Origin of the sequence: Chloracidobacterium sp. (genome assembly GCA_016715795.1) — a bacterium.
Taxonomy (GTDB): Bacteria; Acidobacteriota; Blastocatellia; order Pyrinomonadales; family Pyrinomonadaceae; genus OLB17.
The window spans coordinates 586,398-603,163 of record JADJXP010000002.1; the positions used below are offsets into that span (position 1 = coordinate 586,398).

Annotated in this window: 18 protein-coding genes and 1 pseudogene; 1 reads left to right on the forward strand and 18 read right to left on the reverse strand. The window is 55.6% G+C overall.

The features are described from left to right. Positions 1–1,638, reverse strand: coding sequence for a trypsin-like peptidase domain-containing protein (locus IPM59_07710; GenBank protein MBK9215473.1), 1,638 nt, complete (start codon positions 1,636–1,638; stop codon positions 1–3). A 97-nt stretch (positions 1,639–1,735) separates the two neighbouring features. Between IPM59_07710 and IPM59_07715 the strand changes: the two genes are divergently transcribed. After that, on the forward strand, positions 1,736–2,137 hold the full coding sequence (locus tag IPM59_07715) for a (2Fe-2S) ferredoxin domain-containing protein (protein MBK9215474.1): 402 nt from the start codon (positions 1,736–1,738) through the stop codon (positions 2,135–2,137). A gap of 555 nt (positions 2,138–2,692) precedes the next feature. Here IPM59_07715 and IPM59_07720 read toward each other — a convergent pair. The 17 genes and pseudogenes from IPM59_07720 to IPM59_07800 form a co-directional block, all read right to left on the reverse strand. Continuing rightward, on the reverse strand, positions 2,693–3,088 hold the full coding sequence (locus tag IPM59_07720) for a hypothetical protein (GenBank protein MBK9215475.1): 396 nt from the start codon (positions 3,086–3,088) through the stop codon (positions 2,693–2,695). Continuing rightward, positions 3,085–3,330: an AbrB/MazE/SpoVT family DNA-binding domain-containing protein gene (locus tag IPM59_07725; GenBank protein ID MBK9215476.1), complete on the reverse strand. Its 246-nt coding sequence runs from the start codon at positions 3,328–3,330 to the stop codon at positions 3,085–3,087. The genes IPM59_07720 and IPM59_07725 overlap by 4 nt, the downstream gene beginning before the upstream one ends. A 176-nt stretch (positions 3,331–3,506) precedes the next feature. Further along, positions 3,507–3,722 (reverse strand): DUF4926 domain-containing protein, encoded by a 216-nt coding sequence (locus tag IPM59_07730; protein MBK9215477.1) that lies wholly within the window; start codon positions 3,720–3,722, stop codon positions 3,507–3,509. Further along, positions 3,718–4,083: a hypothetical protein gene (locus IPM59_07735; protein MBK9215478.1), complete on the reverse strand. Its 366-nt coding sequence runs from the start codon at positions 4,081–4,083 to the stop codon at positions 3,718–3,720. Before IPM59_07735 ends, IPM59_07730 begins: the two co-directional genes overlap by 5 nt. A 7-nt stretch (positions 4,084–4,090) precedes the next feature. Continuing rightward, on the reverse strand, positions 4,091–5,491 hold the full coding sequence (locus IPM59_07740; GenBank protein MBK9215479.1) for an NAD(P)(+) transhydrogenase (Re/Si-specific) subunit beta: 1,401 nt from the start codon (positions 5,489–5,491) through the stop codon (positions 4,091–4,093). Between the two features lie 252 nt (positions 5,492–5,743). Further along, positions 5,744–6,196 (reverse strand): IS200/IS605 family transposase, encoded by a 453-nt coding sequence (tnpA, locus tag IPM59_07745; protein ID MBK9215480.1) that lies wholly within the window; start codon positions 6,194–6,196, stop codon positions 5,744–5,746. Positions 6,197–6,710: 514 nt separating this feature from the next. Then, positions 6,711–7,019, reverse strand: a complete 309-nt coding sequence (locus IPM59_07750) for a hypothetical protein (protein MBK9215481.1) — start codon at positions 7,017–7,019, stop codon at positions 6,711–6,713. A gap of 26 nt (positions 7,020–7,045) precedes the next feature. Continuing rightward, complete coding sequence (locus tag IPM59_07755; protein ID MBK9215482.1) at positions 7,046–7,507, reverse strand: NAD(P) transhydrogenase subunit alpha; 462 nt, start codon at positions 7,505–7,507, stop codon at positions 7,046–7,048. A gap of 141 nt (positions 7,508–7,648) precedes the next feature. Next, a pseudogene (locus tag IPM59_07760) lies at positions 7,649–8,743 on the reverse strand (Re/Si-specific NAD(P)(+) transhydrogenase subunit alpha). Positions 8,744–8,828: 85 nt separating this feature from the next. Then, the gene (locus IPM59_07765) at positions 8,829–9,302 is read right to left on the reverse strand and encodes a hypothetical protein (protein ID MBK9215483.1); all 474 of its coding nucleotides are present in this window, start codon (positions 9,300–9,302) and stop codon (positions 8,829–8,831) included. A 238-nt stretch (positions 9,303–9,540) separates the two neighbouring features. Then, a complete protein-coding gene (locus IPM59_07770) occupies positions 9,541–10,089 on the reverse strand; it encodes an SRPBCC family protein (protein MBK9215484.1) in 549 nt (182 codons plus the stop codon). A gap of 13 nt (positions 10,090–10,102) precedes the next feature. Next, positions 10,103–10,432, reverse strand: coding sequence for a hypothetical protein (locus tag IPM59_07775; GenBank protein MBK9215485.1), 330 nt, complete (start codon positions 10,430–10,432; stop codon positions 10,103–10,105). A 233-nt stretch (positions 10,433–10,665) separates the two neighbouring features. Continuing rightward, on the reverse strand, positions 10,666–12,180 hold the full coding sequence (gcvPB, locus tag IPM59_07780; GenBank protein ID MBK9215486.1) for an aminomethyl-transferring glycine dehydrogenase subunit GcvPB: 1,515 nt from the start codon (positions 12,178–12,180) through the stop codon (positions 10,666–10,668). 4 nt (positions 12,181–12,184) lie between these two features. Then, positions 12,185–13,438, reverse strand: coding sequence for an aminotransferase class V-fold PLP-dependent enzyme (locus IPM59_07785; GenBank protein MBK9215487.1), 1,254 nt, complete (start codon positions 13,436–13,438; stop codon positions 12,185–12,187). 58 nt (positions 13,439–13,496) lie between these two features. Further along, a complete protein-coding gene (gene gcvPA, locus IPM59_07790) occupies positions 13,497–14,825 on the reverse strand; it encodes an aminomethyl-transferring glycine dehydrogenase subunit GcvPA (protein MBK9215488.1) in 1,329 nt (442 codons plus the stop codon). A 79-nt stretch (positions 14,826–14,904) separates the two neighbouring features. Next, entirely contained in the window at positions 14,905–15,294 is a 390-nt protein-coding gene (gcvH, locus tag IPM59_07795) for a glycine cleavage system protein GcvH (GenBank protein ID MBK9215489.1), read from the reverse strand. 72 nt (positions 15,295–15,366) lie between these two features. Further along, positions 15,367–16,593, reverse strand: coding sequence for a glycine cleavage system protein T (locus tag IPM59_07800; protein MBK9215490.1), 1,227 nt, complete (start codon positions 16,591–16,593; stop codon positions 15,367–15,369). Between the last annotated feature and the right edge of the window lie 173 nt (positions 16,594–16,766).

Genomic DNA, 16,766 nt, shown 5'->3' on the forward strand with positions numbered 1-16,766 from the left:
TCAGGGCTTTCCGGCTGAGTTGCTGTTAGTATCGGCGACAGCAGTCTGCTGTTCGGTTTCTTTTGCCTTTTGCTCGGGGGTTTCCCATCCGGCGCGTTTTAGAAGTTCAACGGCGAAACGGATCGGGACGGCCATGTTGGCGGCGGTGTTTTCCGTAAAAACGCCGAAATTGACGCCGATGACCTTGCCGGCTTGCCCAAATAGCGGCGCCCCTGAGCCGCCTTCCGCGGTCTTAGCATCGTGGACTATGCGGTTCATGTCGAGGTCAGTGATCAGCCCTTGCGTCGTAAGCGGAACTATCTTTTGCGACTGTGCGAGAAAATTGATCAGGTTCTGGCGCGAGTTCCCGAATCGTTGGTTTATTGACTTTGCCGTGTCGTCATCGACCATCGCTAATAGACGGTCGGCGCCGCTCGGGTAGCCCATTGAGACTACCGTCTTGCCGATCGCGGCCGATGTTGAATCTTCGTCGAGCGGTATTGGCGGCACCTCGGTTGGCACCATTTGCGGATCGATAGTACCGACCGCGACGTCCTCCTTCGCGCCCAACTGCCGGACCCTGAGCGGGAACGGCTGTGCAAAATTCGGGAAGTAAACAACGAGCCGTTTGACACGGGCTCGGCCATTGGCGACGCGCATCATCTGCTTGACGTTGTCGTCCTCTTGCCACGGCTGGACGACGTGCCGGTTGGTGACGATATAGCCGCCGCCGACGTGAAAGCCGGTCCCGATAAAATCATATTCCACCGGCGAACCGTTGCCTTCGGTCGTGAGCCCGATCTGAGGCGGCATTGCCGGTGCTGACGGATCTTCTGATTCGCTCGGCTCGAACGGATTGGGCCGGAACGCCTGCGGGTCGGCGTAGCGCAGCACCTTGCCGCTGCGCTTATCGACGAGGTCGTAAACACCGACGATCAGGCCGACGGCGTTGCCGTATTCGACCCGCAGCGTCGGTGCGAGCGAGACGGTCTTCATCAGGTCTTTGTTCGTCTTATCAAGCTCACCGAGCTGGTCGCTCGTCTGGCCGAGCTTGTCCTCGAGTCGTTTGATGATGTCGGCCTGAAGCTCTGCCTGATGACGGCTCTCGCGAAGCTCACGGTTGACCGCAAAGCCGATATACAGCACGCCCGTGATAAAGGCGACGATCAGTACAAGCGCGATCAGCTTTGTCGTCCATGATATCTCGCGGCCGAGTTCGCGGACAAATTCTTTTAGGAATGCCTTAGCGTCATCGCGTTTGGCGGAAGTCGCCGATTCAAGGGCAGCATCCTCGATAAAACGCGATATATGCGGCGTTTCGCGGTTTGTGCGGATCAGAGACGAGCGTTGTTCGAGTGAAAAGAACGAGAACGACACGTTCGCATCGGGAATCGCGATCACATCGCCGTCGCTGATCGCTATAAAGCGTCGCAGCGGATTTTCATTGACGCGCAGGCCGAGCTTCTCGTCAAAATCGACGATGCGGTAGGCCCCGTCAGCATTCTCTAGACTGAACCAATCGCCGTTCCCATCCAGGCCGGGCATCTGTATCTGCAGATCGGCAGTCTCGCCGGAGCCTATGCGAATCCGCTCCTGCGAGAAGTATTCCGTCCGCTTCTCGCTACCCGCTGTGATGTGGATGATAATGCCTGATGCCATCTACGTAAATGGTAAATGGTAAATGGTGAATGGTAAATAAGAAACTTAGATCGTCGGTCTCATTTACCATTCAGCGTTCACCGTTTACCATTGTTTTGTGCCCAAGCCGAAGTTCATCACCGACCGCAACAAGCTTGAAAAGCTCGCACCGATGCTTAAGGCGCCGATAAAGCGGCAGGTCTTTGTCTGCACCGGCGAGTCCTGCTCGAAAGTCGGCGGCCGCGAAGTGATGGCCGAATTCGACCGTATTCTGGTCGAAAAGAACCTCCGTCAAGGCAAGGAATCAAAAGGCCGCAACCCAATGGGCACCTGCGTCCTCACCGAATGCGGCTCGATCGGCTTCTGCTCCATCGGCACCGCCGTCATGGTCTATCCCGACGGCACGATGTATGGGCAAGTTCAGCCTGACGATGTGAAGGAGATCGTCGAGGAGCATTTGGAGAAGGGAAATGTTGTTGAGAGATTGGCGTTGATGGAATTGTCAGTAGCCCGCACGTAAGTAAGGCTCAACATTGCCGACCATCGCGCGTTGAGTAACCGCGTAACTTGAGCCCTTACTTACGTGCGGGCTACTGACACGTCGGCACCGCGGTCATGGTCTAGCCCGACGGCAAACTCTACTGTCGTCAGATAATGCTATGGCGTCCTTTCGAAAAGAACCTTGAACTCGTTAGTGTTATGCCAAGATCGTGCTCCTTGTCCAAGCCTGGTAGCTTCTACATATATCCAACCGTTAGACCCAATTTTTAGAACTTTCCAGCGTACATCGCAATTGTGACATTCCGAGTATTCTTTGCCGACTTGAATAAACGAAGGGGCCGGATCCGCAAGGGCAGTCCGCTCTATTGGTGTGTCAATCATCGTGAAGATATGGATTGACAGTAGCAAGGCGATTACCAACAGAAGTATTTTCGCAAATCGATCAATTTTCATTGTGACTCTCCTAATTGTGAAGACCGTCTCCAAAGTAAAAGCAAAAAAGGTTGCGTGCTCACCCTCGCATCGCCGTCAGTATCTCATCCACAACCTTCTTCGCGTCGCCGAAGAGCATTACTTAAGGAATTACAAATACTCCCGGAATCTTTTCGTCGAGCGTCGCCAAGACGCAGCCATTTTCTTTTGCGAGTTCAACAAGATGACCGTCGGTCGTATGCTTTGCGGCGTTTACCCAAGCGGGAAGTTTGGATGCATCGTGATCATCCGATATGAAACTGAACTCATAAACGTCCGACTCTTTCAAGCTTGCCAATAGTTCTTTCGCTTGCGAAACGCTCGTACCGTAGACCTGAGACATGATTCGGACAAATCCGAGCTCACATATCGCCGTTGTCGCGAATTCAGCCTTGTCTTCACGAGCCAGGTTGGCTGCCCACTCCGCCACGCGAACGTAGAATTGGTGTCCCTCATGACCGAAAGCAACTAGTGTGTTTACATCGAGGAGAAATCTCATGGGAAATCGGAAAGCAATTCCGCGACCATTTCACTTGTCAAGGTTGGGGCATTAGGACCAGACGTCAGGACCGGAAGTCCCGTAATCGGACTGGTTATGATGCGGGTTTCGAACTTTGGCTTACGTTTTGGCGAAAGGACGATATTTCCGTTCAGTGAATTCGCCGTCAACTTGTCACCGTCCTTGATGCCCAACTTCTTCCGAAGTGAGGCCGGTAACACGACTTTCCCATTTTCTGACACCGTAGTTTCCATAAATGTAGTCTATCACCATCGTCAACCCCTCGTCACCATGAGTATCTCATCCACAACCTTCTTTGCGTCGCCGAAGAGCATCAACAATGGCTCCCCTCCTTACGAAGGAGGGGTGGCAGGCCCGACGTTTTTTGTCGGGGCTGACGTGCTTAGAAAAGAACGGGTTATGCCGCCAGCTTCAAGCCTTCGCCTTGGTTGTGGAGCGCAATTATCTGATTGCTTTGTAGGGCAAATTGAGCGTAGGTCTCGCCATCATCGTCGCTGAACTCGACTTCGAAAACGTCCGGCGCGAGGAGTTCTACGACGGTTCCCACTTCGCCTCGATCAAGGTCTCTCTCGGGCATGTCTTCGAGCAAGGCCACCGTGTCTAGCAGTTCAATCTGTTTCTTCTGCATCTTGCCTCCTTTTCAGCACGTAGCAAGTCGTCAAACGCGGGAAGTCTTCGTCGGTTAGCACGATCCAGGTGCTGCGTACGGATGCCGTCCCTGCGGCCGTTGTCCACTCAAAATCTACCACAAATCGCTGTCCGTAAGCATCGTTTTCTCCCGTGACGGCCGATTCTGTGGTTCTGGCAATATCGAGTAGCTTTTCGCGCAGTTCGTCGGCATCTGCGACGGTTATTCCCAAAGCCGACGCAAAAACGCGGGCCTTATGTCTGCCGCGTGGATCGTCAGGGTTTAGACAGTATTCGGTCAGTTTGCGGATGTCTACAGTTGCGTTTTCTCCGTTTGGCAATCGCATCCGCTACTTAACCTCTCATCGCCGTCAGTATCTCATCCACAACCTTCTTTGCATCTCCAAACAGCATCTGCGTGTTCTCTTTATAGAACAGCGGGTTGTCGACGCCGGCGTAGCCGCTGGCCATGGAGCGTTTCATAACGATGGTGTCGCGCGATTCCCAGACGTGGAGGACGGGCATGCCGGCGATGGGGGACGCGGGGTCGTCCATCGCCGAAGGGTTGACGATGTCGTTGGCGCCGATGACCCAGGCGACGTCGGTGGCGGGAAATTCGTCGTTGATCTCGTCCATCTCGAAGACGATGTCGTACGGGATGTTCGCCTCGGCGAGCAGGACGTTCATGTGGCCCGGCAGACGGCCCGCGACCGGGTGAATGGCGAATTTGACCTCGACGTTTTGTTCCTTGAGCAGCTTGCAGACTTCAGCAAGCGAATGCTGCGCCTGTGCGACCGCGAGACCGTAGCCGGGAACGATGATGATTTTTTTAGAATTCAAAAGAAGCTCGCTCGCACCGTTTGCATCGACCGAAGTGACCTCGCCTTGCGGTTGTTCGCGAGACGAAGCAACTGTTCCGCCTTCGGTTCCGAATCCGCCGAGCATCACACTGACAAACGACCGATTCATCCCGCGACACATTATGTAGCTGAGGATCGCGCCGGAAGATCCGACAAGCGCGCCCGTGATGATGAGCAGGTCGTTCGAGAGCATAAAGCCCGCGGCCGACGCGGCCCAGCCGGAGTAGCTGTTGAGCATCGAGACGACGACCGGCATATCCGCTCCGCCGATCGCCATGATGAAATGCACGCCGAGGATGCCTGTCAATATCGTCGCGATCAGCAGCGGCCATGCACCCGTGGCTTCGTTCGGCGACATAAAGAACGCGACGCCCAAACCGATGGTCACCAGCAGCATCACGATATTTATCAAGTGCCTTCCGGGCAACAGAAAAGGTTTGCCGCCGATCGTGCCGCGCAGCTTTAGAAACGCGATCACCGAACCAGTGAACGTGATCGACCCGATACAGACTCCGATAAAAACCTCGGCCGTGTGCAGGTTCTTCTCCGCTGCGGTCATCGTCGCGTGCGGCCCAAGATACGTCGCAAAGCCCACCAGCACCGCCGCCAGCCCGACGAAGCTGTGCAGTATCGCCACCAGTTCCGGCATCGAAGTCATCTGCACCCGCGACGCCAAAATCGCCCCGATCACCAGCCCCGGCACGAGCGCCGCCGCCAGCACCGGCAAGCCCCCAACATTCATCGCCGCCGCCGTCGCCACCAACGCGATCAGCATTCCTAAAATGCCGTACAGATTCCCCCGCCGCGCCGTCTCCTGTTGAGACAGCCCGCCAAGGCTCAAAATAAACAACGCACTCGCGGCGATGTATGCGATTGTGATTAAAGATTGTTGCATTAAGTCGATTTTCTTGGCGTCCCGTAGGGACGAACGATAATAGCCCACCGATTCATCGGTGGGAACAGGTCAAAATAAATTCGCAGTCCCGTAGGGACGGATGATTACCTCGCGTTGTTTTATTCGTCACCATTTTCATTCGTCCCTATGGGACTTGCGATCTTTTCGTCACCGTCCCACCGATGAATCGGCGGGCTATTTTCACGTCGTCCCTTCGGGACGTTACATCGTCGCTGACGGGACGAATGAACATCAATCGAATACATATCGGATGTCGTATTCCATCTCATGCGCATCGAGAAACACGATGAACTCCGTCGTAAAATCCACCTTCTTATGGTGCTCCGCCTGTCGATCAATGTATTTAATCGTCCGTTCCTTCTCACTGATCGAAATGGAGAACGCGCCGTAACCTTCCTGCCACGCGAACAACCGATGCTCGGGAAACGTGTCGTGTATCCATTTCGACGAGCCGCCTTTGATCAACTGCATTGCTTTCGAAATCGCCATCGTCTTCGCGAGCGAAATCAGCAAGTGAATATGATCATCGACGCCGCCTCCGTGAATCAGTCTAAAACCATTCTCCCTCGCGATGCCACCAATGTAAGGAATCAATCGAGCGAGCAATTCCGGTGTTATCATTGGCCGTCGTTCCTTCGTGCTGAACACGCAATGCATTAATTGTGAAACCAACGAATGTGCCATTTAATTTTCGTCCGCGTCCCGTAGGAAAATCATGTGTCCCCAACGGGGACATCCGATAATAGCCCACCCATTCATGGGTGGGAATGCCGATTCATCCGCGTAATGCGTCCCGAAGGGACATCCCGATAATAGCCCACCCATTTATGGGTGGGAATGGGATCGAAACGAAACGCGCGTCCCGTAGGGACGGATGAATTCGTGTAGGCAGCGGACGTTCAGCCGTTCCATACGGGACTGTATTCGATTTTCAAACCTTTCCCACCGATGAATCGGTGGGCTATTTTCACGTTGTCCCTTCGGGACGCAGAGCGCTACGTGGCCTTCGTGAGCCATTTGTCGGCCTTCGTGAGGCACTTTCAGGCCTTCGTGAGCGACTTTTCAGGGTTCGTAAGCGATCTTAACCGCTTCGTGACCAACTTTCATCGCTTCGTGAGGCACTTTCAGGCCTTCGTGAGCGATTTGTAGTGCTTCGTATCAAACCTTTACCTCTTCGTATCAAGTTTCTCAACAGTTTCTAGGCCCCAAACCGAAAAATGCCGGCGATCAGACCCAGGATAAAAAGCCAAGCGTTGAAAAAGGCCGCATAACGCCAAGCCTTGTTCTGCGGGCGTAGCTGAGCAAATGCTACACACGCTGCAAAAGAAAGCAAATTCACGCCGATCAGCCACCCGACACCATTGAAAGAAACATCGAAGCCAAAAACATTTCGCAGAATGGCCAACACCAAAAGGCTCAGCGATGGGATCGAAATCACTATTTGTCGCCAGTATTTAAACATCGCGCTAACTTTGACGTGCGAACGTCGCACCAACTCTTCACTCAACGTCGAACCAGACCGCGACATTCCATTCACTTCCTAAACATCCCCAACATTCGATTCGTGACCAGGAAGCCGCCGGCGATGTTGATGGCGGCGATTAGGGTGGCGATGGCTCCGAGGATGACGGTTAAATTCAGCGACGTGTCGATGAGCTGGAGCATTCCGCCGACGAGGATGATGCCGCTGATGGCGTTGGTGACGCTCATTAGCGGTGTGTGGAGCGCCGGTTTGACGTTCCAGACGACCTGAAAGCCGACGAAGATCGCGAGTATAAAGACCGTAAAGTGCGACAGCACGCTATTCGGGGCGACGATGCCGAGACCGAGAAGCGCGAGGCCGATGACGATCAGCATTACGGGGCTGATGCCGACGCCTTCGCCGTGGCCGTGACCGGATGCGGGCTTGGCTGCGGCGACGGAGGCGGTGCTTTTTGTTGGAACGCCCGGCTCGGGCGGCGGCGGTTGTTCTTTTACGGGAGCGGGCCAGAGCATTTTGCCTTCGTGAAGGACGATGGCTCCGCGGATGACCTCGTCATCGAGATCGACGTGAAGCGATGGAGTGCGGACACTCTTGTCCGCATCGCCGGTTCCTCCGGCGAGATCTTGGTTGGCGACATCGGTGGCCGACGAAACGTCGTCGATGCGGACAGGAGCGTCCGCGCTCCTTTCAGGAGTGCCCGCGCTCCTTTCAGGAGTGCCCGCGCTCCGAAGTTCTTCGAGCAGGGCAGTCACGCATGCGCCGTACAATTGCGAAGACATCGACGCCATTCGCGACGGCAGGTCGGTGTAGCCGATGATCGTGACGCCTTTGTGGTGCGCGACTTTGCCGGGTTCGGTGAATTCGCAGTTGCCGCCTTGTTCGGCGGCGAGATCGACGATAACGGAGCCGGGTTTCATCGACTCGACCATGCCTGTCGTGATCAGTTTTGGCGCGGGCTTGCCCGGGATAAGAGCCGTGGTGACGATGATATCGACCTGCATCGCTTGCTGAGCGAACAGCGCCATCTCGGCTTTGAGAAACTCGTCGGACATCTCCTTGGCATAGCCGCCCTTGCCTTCGCCTTCTTCTTTTATGTTGAGTTCAAGGAACTCGGCGCCCATCGACGCGACTTGGTCTTTTGTCGCCGAACGCGGATCGAACGCACGCACAATCGCCCCTAAACCTTTTGCAGCACCAATTGCGGATAATCCGGCAACACCTGCGCCGATCACCAGCACTTTCGCCGGATCGATCTTTCCTGCGGCCGTGATCTGTCCTGTAAAGAACCTTGGAAAATGATTCGCGGCCTCGATGACGGCGCGGTAGCCCGCGATATTCGCCATCGCCGAGAGCGTATCCATCTTTTGCGCACGCGTGATACGCGGAACGCTGTCCATTGCAAAGACGGTAGCCTTACGCTTTGCGAGGCGATCAACCAGTTCCTTGTTCTGTGCAGGCCATATGAAACCGACAAGCCATCCGCCTTCGCGAATAAGGTCGGGCTCATCGCCTTCCGGCGGGCGCACCTTCATTACGAGATCGGACGACGACCATAATTCGCGTTTATCGTCGATCACGGTTGCACCGGCTTCGCGATATGCGCTGTTTGGCGCATTAATACCATGGCCCGCGCCGCCCTCCACCACGACATCAAAGCCGAGTTTTTTTAGTTTAAGGATCGTCTGCGGCGTGGCGGCGACGCGCTTTTCGCCCGGATGTATCTCTTTCGGAATACCAATGGTGGTCATAGTGCGTTGCGAGACCCCGGCAGGATCTTTGGGGGTCAATAACTGGAATGAATTCTATAGGATGGCGGCAAACCTGACAAACCACTTAGATCTTCTGCACGGCGATGCTGATGACAGCATCCTCACCGCCTGAGCGGTTGTACGAGATCCAGAAACCTGCCTTTGGATAACGGACCATCTTAAATGCGCCGCCGTCGGGCCGGGTCTCAGCTTCTTCGCCAAAGATGGCCTTGGGTGTCAGTGCTTTCTCGAGGTTGCCGGTATAGGTGATCATGATCGCATTTACCATTTTGGCATCGTCGTAAAAGAACTGTGCCGATTCGTCATCTGAGAAGATATAAAGGTCAACAGTGTCAGATTTTTCCTTGGGGTTGTCTAGTTTCTCCCTGACGGCTTTTGCCCCCATCCCGATAGCTATCCCTCGATAGCCGGTGAATACGATCGTCTCAGGCGTCGGGTGCGGGATCGCCGTAGTATCCAGCCGTTTAGCTTCAGACCCGCCAGCTACGGCCAGCGTACATACCAAGAACAACAGAGTTCCCGCAATAGCTCGTATCATATCTCCTCCCGCAAACGGTTTCTATCTTTGCGATTTTCGCTCGAGATACCGCTCCCCTTGTATGACCGAGATCACACGCTCCGCGGTCCACCATTCTCAAGGTGACCGGGCGGACGCGGCACAGATTAGGAGTTGCGCGAATTATATACTTGGTCAGGTTCTGAATCAAGATTGCCTTAAAACAAATAAGGCCGACGCCCTGTGCGCCGGCCTGTTTCCACAGTCGTTTTATGTGACGTCACTTCCTTTCCATTATCGCCTTGAGGCTGCCCAGTCCGTCGTCAATGTCCTTGCCCATCTCCTTGTCGATATCTACTGCGAGCAGAAACAGGTTGAGCGGGCGGGGGACGGAAGCGGAGATCGACCATTTTACCTTTGAAGCGGTGTCACCCACAGGCTCGAGCAAGAGCGTGCTGTCGGCTTTCGATTCAAAAGGACGCTTGAACCGCACTTCTGTATCCATCCGCTCGTTCTCAACGAGAGCCTTGATCTCCTGCTCGCCGGCACCGACGTCCTCCTTTGTGCCGTCCCATGCAGAGACAAATCCGACTGTGCCGTCACTGCCGCGAAATTCCTGTTTCATTGTCGGTTCGCGTTTGAACCACGGCCCCCATTCATTCTGGTTCTTGAGGAACTTGACGTACGAGAAGATCTCACCCCGCGGTTTGGCGATCGTGACCTCGCGCGAGACCTTCCAGTCCGTGGCGGTCGTTAACGATATGATGGCTAATGCCGCGACAACAACCACGACCAGCACGACGATGCCTATGAGAAGTTTCTTGATCATTAGTTCCCTCCGATCACTTAATAGTTACAGTCAGCCTATAGTCGGCCGCTCCCTTGGCTCCCTTGACGATAACGTAGTAGTCGCCGCTCATCCCGATCTTTCCGCTCCAATTGCGGGCATTGTCGGCTGGAACTGCTCCCTTCATTTCCTTTCCTTTTTCATGCTGTATCCAAAACGTCGCATTGCTGTCGGTCGAGGTGATACTGACCGTCATGGTCTTGCCACTCACGGCCGATACAACATGATCGACACGGCCGGTATTCTCTACCTTGCCGGCGATGGTCGACGACGTCTCGCCGGGCGCAAACTTGATCCTTATCGGCCCCGCGTCAGGACCTTCCATCTGAACCATCGGGTCGGCGGGCCCCTGGGGAACGGCCCTGGAGATTGGCCTGGTATTCGATGGGCTGGGTGCTCCGGCCACCGGTTGAGAGTTAACGGTATTCACGGCAATGCTGCTGTTGCCATTTGCCGGTGCGGCCGGCGAACATGCCGAGCACGCGGAAAATGTCAATGAAGATAAGATCAAGCCGAACAGAAGTAGAAAACGTGCATTCATATAAGTTTGATGTCAACCTATGCCGCGTGGGCCGAATCGAGGTCTTTTTGCCAACGCAGCACGGGCTTGCGTGCCGCTGCAGCTTCGTCAAGGCGTCCGATTCGCGTCGAATGGGGTGCGTCGGTGACGAGGTCGGGCGAATCCTGTGATTCGCGGTCGATGTCGATCATCGCGTCGCAAAATGCATCAAGGTCAGAGCGTCCGACCGATTCGGTCGGTTCGATCAGCATCGCACCCTCAACGACGAGCGGGAAATAGACGGTCGGCGGATGAAATCCGTAATCGATCAGCCGCTTTGCGATATCGAGCGTCACGACGCCGCGTTTTGACTGATGCTTATGCGAAAAGATCGCCTCATGCATACAGTCGGGCTCGTAGGGCTTTTCATAAATGTCAGCGAGCTTTTGCGAAACGTATCTCGCATTCAAAACAGCCGTCTCGGTCGCCTCGCGGAGTCCCGTGTTGCCGTGCGTATGGATATACGACAGGGCCCGCACCATCATGCCGAAATTCCCGTAGAACGCCTTTACGCGGCCGATAGTGTACGGAAGATCATAGTTTAGACGGTAACGGTCACCGTCCTTTTCGATTCGCGGCGTAGGCAGGAATGGCATCAACTGCTCGGTGCACAGGCACGGCCCGCAGCCGGGGCCGCCGCCGCCGTGTGGCGTCGAGAACGTCTTGTGTAGGTTGAGGTGAATTACATCCACGCCCATATCGCCCGGCCGCGCCACACCGACGAGGGCGTTCATGTTCGCGCCGTCCATATACACCAAGCCGCCCGCGTCGTGGATCACTTCACAGATCTCTCTGATGTCCTTTTCAAAAATGCCGACGGTATTCGGGTTTGTGAACATCACGCCCGCCACGCCGCCCTCGGCGCAAAGCTCGCGCAGGTGAGCCAAATCGGTAAGGCCGTCACTCGTCGCTCGGATTGCCTTGACGGTAAATCCAGCCAGCGCCGCCGACGCCGGGTTCGTCCCGTGCGCCGATTCGGGGATGAGCATCACTCGCCGCTCGGCTGACGCTTCGCCATCCCGTTGGTCGAGAAACGCCCGTATCAGCATCACGCCCGTCATCTCGCCCTGCGCTCCGGCTGCGGGCTGTAACGAAACGCCCGGCAAACCTGTGATCTCGGCTAGGTCCTGTTGCAGCTTGTAGATCAACTCAAGAGATCCCTGCGATTCTTCCTCGGGAGCCAATGGATGCAGGCCCGCAAAACCGCTGATCCTCACGACCTTTTCGTTGAGCCGCGAGTTGTATTTCATCGTGCACGAGCCAAGCGGATACATACCGAGATCGATCGAATAATTCCACGACGACATTCGTGTAAAATGCCTGACCACGTCGATCTCAGACACCTCAGGCACACCGTCGAGATCGTCGGTGCGGCGTAATTCTGCCGGTACGACGTCCGCCGTTTCAGGCACGTCCAGCTTCGGCAGACAATAGCCGACCCGTCCGTTCTGCGACCGCTCAAATATCAGGCCTTCGTTCTGTGTTGGGTGTGATGTGACTTTCTTGATTCCCATAAATCTATGCCTTTGGCAGACCCTTTCGTGCTATGTCCGCGACGACATTGCAGAACCTGTCGAGTTCCCAGAGCGTCGTATAGACATTCGGCGTGATCCGAATGCCGGTGAACTCCTCGTGCACTATCGGAGTGGTGAATATCTTGTGCTTTGACATGAGATAACTGCCGAGTGCGACCGGATCGACGCCGTCAATCTTGAAATTGGCGATAGCACATGACTGTTTCGGGTCGAACGACGTATTAAAGCCGACCTTTGGCACCGACTTGAGATTATTCATCCAGTAACGCGACAAGTACCGGAGACGTTCCTCTTTTCGTTTGCCGCCAATGGCGTTATGGAACAATATCGCCTCGCCGATGGCCAGCCGCATAGCGGCCGAGTGCGTGCCGATCTCTTCGTATTTGCGAATGTCGTTCTTCTGTTTATCTTCGGACGCCATCATCGGCCAGACCTTCGGGATCTTGTCCTTCTTCACGTAAAGCAGACCTGTGCCCTTCGGTGCAAAGATCCACTTGTGAAGAGACGTTCCAAAGTAATCGCAGCCAAGGTCGTCGCGTTTGAAATCGAACTGCGCGAACGAATGTGCTCCATCAACGATCGTCTCGATCCCGCGAGCGCGGGCCATGTCGCAAACCTTCTTCACCGGCAATATTTGTCCCGTCAGGTTGATCTGATGCGAGATTAGTATGAGCTTCGTCGTCGGTGTGACGGCACGCTCAAACGCCGCAGCAATGTCGTCGACATTGTCAGGAGCGATCGGTATCTTGATTAGCTTGAGCCTCAGCCCCTCGCGCATCTCTCGCTGACGCAGCGTCGTAAGCATCCGGCCGTAATCCTGCGTGGAGGTGAGGACCTCGTCGCCCGATTTGAGATCCAGGCCCATCAACAGCGTCTCAAGCGACTCGCTGGCCCCACGAGTAATGGCGATTTCCTCAGCGGAGCATCCGAATACTTCTGCTAGGCCCGTTCTCACCGTTTCCGACTGCGGTTCGAGGATCTGCCACATCGTGTAAGCGGTCGCATCCTCCTGCTGCCATGTGTAGCGAACAAACGCCTCGGTCACGATCTGCGGGCTGGGGCACACGCCGCCGTTATTCAGATTGATGATCCCGCGCGTGACCGAGAAAGCCTGCTGGATCGTCGCCCAATAATCCTCGTCCATCGCGGCCTCGATCGGCGACAGGTAATCGATAAACTTGCCCGCCGCAACAACATCCTTTAGAAGGGAACTAACCGTTGCCGACGACAATGCCATTAGGCCGAGGCCTTTACCGGCGGACGAGAGGAATTTCCTGCGATCAATATCCATCAGATTAGGCGAGTGCGGAGGCCAGGGCGTCGACCTGCTCCCGGGTGTTCGTCTCGGTCACGCATACGAGAAAGTCGTTCTCGTGACCGCCGTAATACATAGATATGGCAAGGCCGCCGACGATATCCTTCGCTCGGACCGCTTCGAGCGTTTCCGCCGCGGGTTTCGGCCCCCGAACTACAAATTCATTGAATGTCGGCGCCGAAAACGCTATCGAGAATCCGTCGATCTCGCTGATCTTTTGCTTCGCATAAGCCGCCTTCTGGGCGTTTTGCATCGCGACCTCTTGGAGGCCTTTTTTGCCCATCGCCTCCATATAAATGGTAGCGGCGAGGGCGATCAGGCCTTGATTCGTGCAGATATTTGAAGTGGCCTTTTCGCGGCGGATGTGCTGTTCGCGGGTTGAAAGTGTTAGGACGAAGCCGCGATTGCCGTCCTTGTCGTATGCGATGCCGCAGAGGCGGCCGGGCATTTGGCGGACGTGTTTTTCCTGCGTCGCAAAGATACCGACATGCGGCCCACCAAAGCTCATCGGCACACCCCACGACTGGCCTTCGCCGACGACGATGTCGGCGCCGCAGGCTCCGGGCGGTTTTAGCAAACCGAAGGAGATTGCCTCGGTAACGACGACGACGAACAACGCACCGACCGCGTGCGCCTGATCGGCGAGAGCCTGAAGGTCCTCGATACAGCCAAAGAAGTTCGGCGACTGCACGACCAACGCGGCGGTCTTGTCGTCCAGCGACGAAAGGTCGCCGACGCGGCCGGTTTCGGCGTCGTAGCCGACGGTCTCGATCACCGTGTCGCCGTGCTGCGAATAGGTCCTTGCGACCTCGCGGTATTCGGGATGAACTGTTTCGGCGACGACGATCTTGTCGCGACGAGTGACGCGGCGGGCCATCAGATATGCCTCGGCCATGGCGGTCGAGCCGTCGTACATCGACGCGTTCGCGACCTCCATTCCGGTGAGTTGGCACACTAAGGTCTGAAACTCAAAGATGTATTGCAGCGTGCCCTGCGATATCTCAGGCTGATACGGAGTGTAGCTCGTGAAGAACTCGCTCCGCTGGATCAGGTGATCGACGATCGTCGGCGAGAAGTGCGAGTAGACGCCCGCGCCGAGGAATGAAGGCTTCGCGGCGGCTGTGTTCTTCGCCGCCATTCGCTCCATCTCAGCGATGACCTCGCTCTCGGCGAGGGGTTCGGTGACGTTCAATTGACGGCCGAGACGCACGTCCTCAGGGATCGAGCGGAACAGTTCATCAGCGCTTGTGAGGCCCAACAACGCCAACATGTCGGCGCGTTCCTCGGGTGAATTTGGAATGTATCTCATCAATGCACAGTGCAAAATGCAAAATGCACAATACAAACGCAGATGTCAGGCTCTGACATTGTGCATTTTGCATTGTGCATTATGCACTTGCGGAAAGGTATTCTTCGTATTCCACGGCCGACATCATCGCGTCGGCCTCGCCGGGATTGGCCATCTTGATCCTGACCATCCAGCCGGCAGCATACGGGTCGTTGTTGACGGCCTCGGGAGTGTCATTGAGGCCGTCGTTCACCTCTGCGATCTCACCGCCGACGGGCGTGAATAACTCGGACACGGCCTTGACCGATTCGACCGAGCCGAAGGCCTCATGCGTATCAAACTTATCACCGGCACGCGGCATGTCGATGTAAACGACATCGCCGAGACTATGCTGAGCATGGTCAGTGATGCCGATCGTGGCGACATCGCCATCAACGGCAACCCACTCGTGGTCTTTACTGTAACGAAGATTATCTGGAATGTTTGACATAGGTTCGTAAGAAAGGTCTTGGGCCTTTGGTCTTAGGTCTTTGCGAAGACCAAAGACCCAAGACCGAAGGCCTTATTTCTGTCTCTTATAGAACGGCGTCGGTACAACGACGGCGTTCACTTGTCTGCCTCTGACATCGATTTTAATTTCTTGTCCGACTTTTGCAAGCTCGGTTGGCAGGAACGCATAGCCGATGTTCTTTTTGAGGAATGGTGCCGGCGAACCGCTGGTCACAACGCCGCATCTTTCGCCGTCGATATACACGTCATAACCGTCGCGCGCGATGCCCGGCTCGGTCATCTCAAAGCCCGCGAGCTTGCGCGTGAGGCCACTTTCTTTTTGGGCTGCCAGCTTGTCGCGGCCAATAAAATCGCCCTTGTCGAGTTTAGTTATCCAGCCTAGATTGGCTTCATAGGTCGAGATGTCGTCGCCGAGCTCGTGGCCGTAGAGCGACATTCCGGCCTCGAGCCTGAGTGTATTCCGCGCCGCCAGCCCACAGGGAAGTATTCCGTCGGCCTCGCCGTAGCGGCCGGTCTCCATCATCTTCTTCCACAACTGCTCGGCAAACTCGGGTGCCGCGTAAACCTCAAATCCGTCCTCGCCGGTATAGCCCGTTCGCGAGATGATCGCATCAACGCCGTCCACCTTGCCGGTCGTGAAATGGTAATACCTGATGGGCTCAAGCTCCGTCTCGGTCAACGTCTGCAAAATACCAATCGCGTCTGGCCCCTGAATGGCGATCTGGCAAAAATTGCTGCTTGCATTCGTTAGCGACGGAGTGCGGACACTCTTGTCCGAATCGCCGGTTCCTCCGGCGAGCCGTGTGTCGGGTTCATTCATCGTGCGGCCTTGGGCAGCAAGTCTGGACGCCGAGGCGGCGTCCATGCGGACAAGAGTGTCCGCACTCCGATGTATCCACGCCCAATCTTTATCGGTCGTTCCTGCGTTCACCACGAGCAGCAGTTTCTCCGGCCCGAATCGATATACCAGCAGGTCATCCACGACGCCGCCATCCTCATTTGGGAACGCCGAATAATGAGCCTGCCCATCGACCAGCTTTGTCACGTCGTTCGTCGTGATCGAATTTACAAATTCGATCGATCCGGGCCCTTCGACCCATATCTCGCCCATGTGCGACACGTCGAAAAGGCCCGCATGTGTGCGGCACCGCATATGCTCCTCGATTACACCGGCCGTATATTGCACGGGCATATCCCACCCGCCAAAATCGACCATCTTCCCGCCCAAAGCGCGATGCACCGCATTCAATGGCGTCTTTTTCAATTCTGTTTCCGACATAGATAAGGATTCTAGCAATTCAGAACCCGGAGCGGTAGCGACCGGATTCTTTCGAGTTTAGGCGAAACGAGCGTCGAACAAATATACGTCGCGGTCGTCATCGATCTTGTATTAGTACTCGACCTGCGGGAATCCGGTCGCTACCGCGACCGGTTCTGAATTGACGCTTGCGC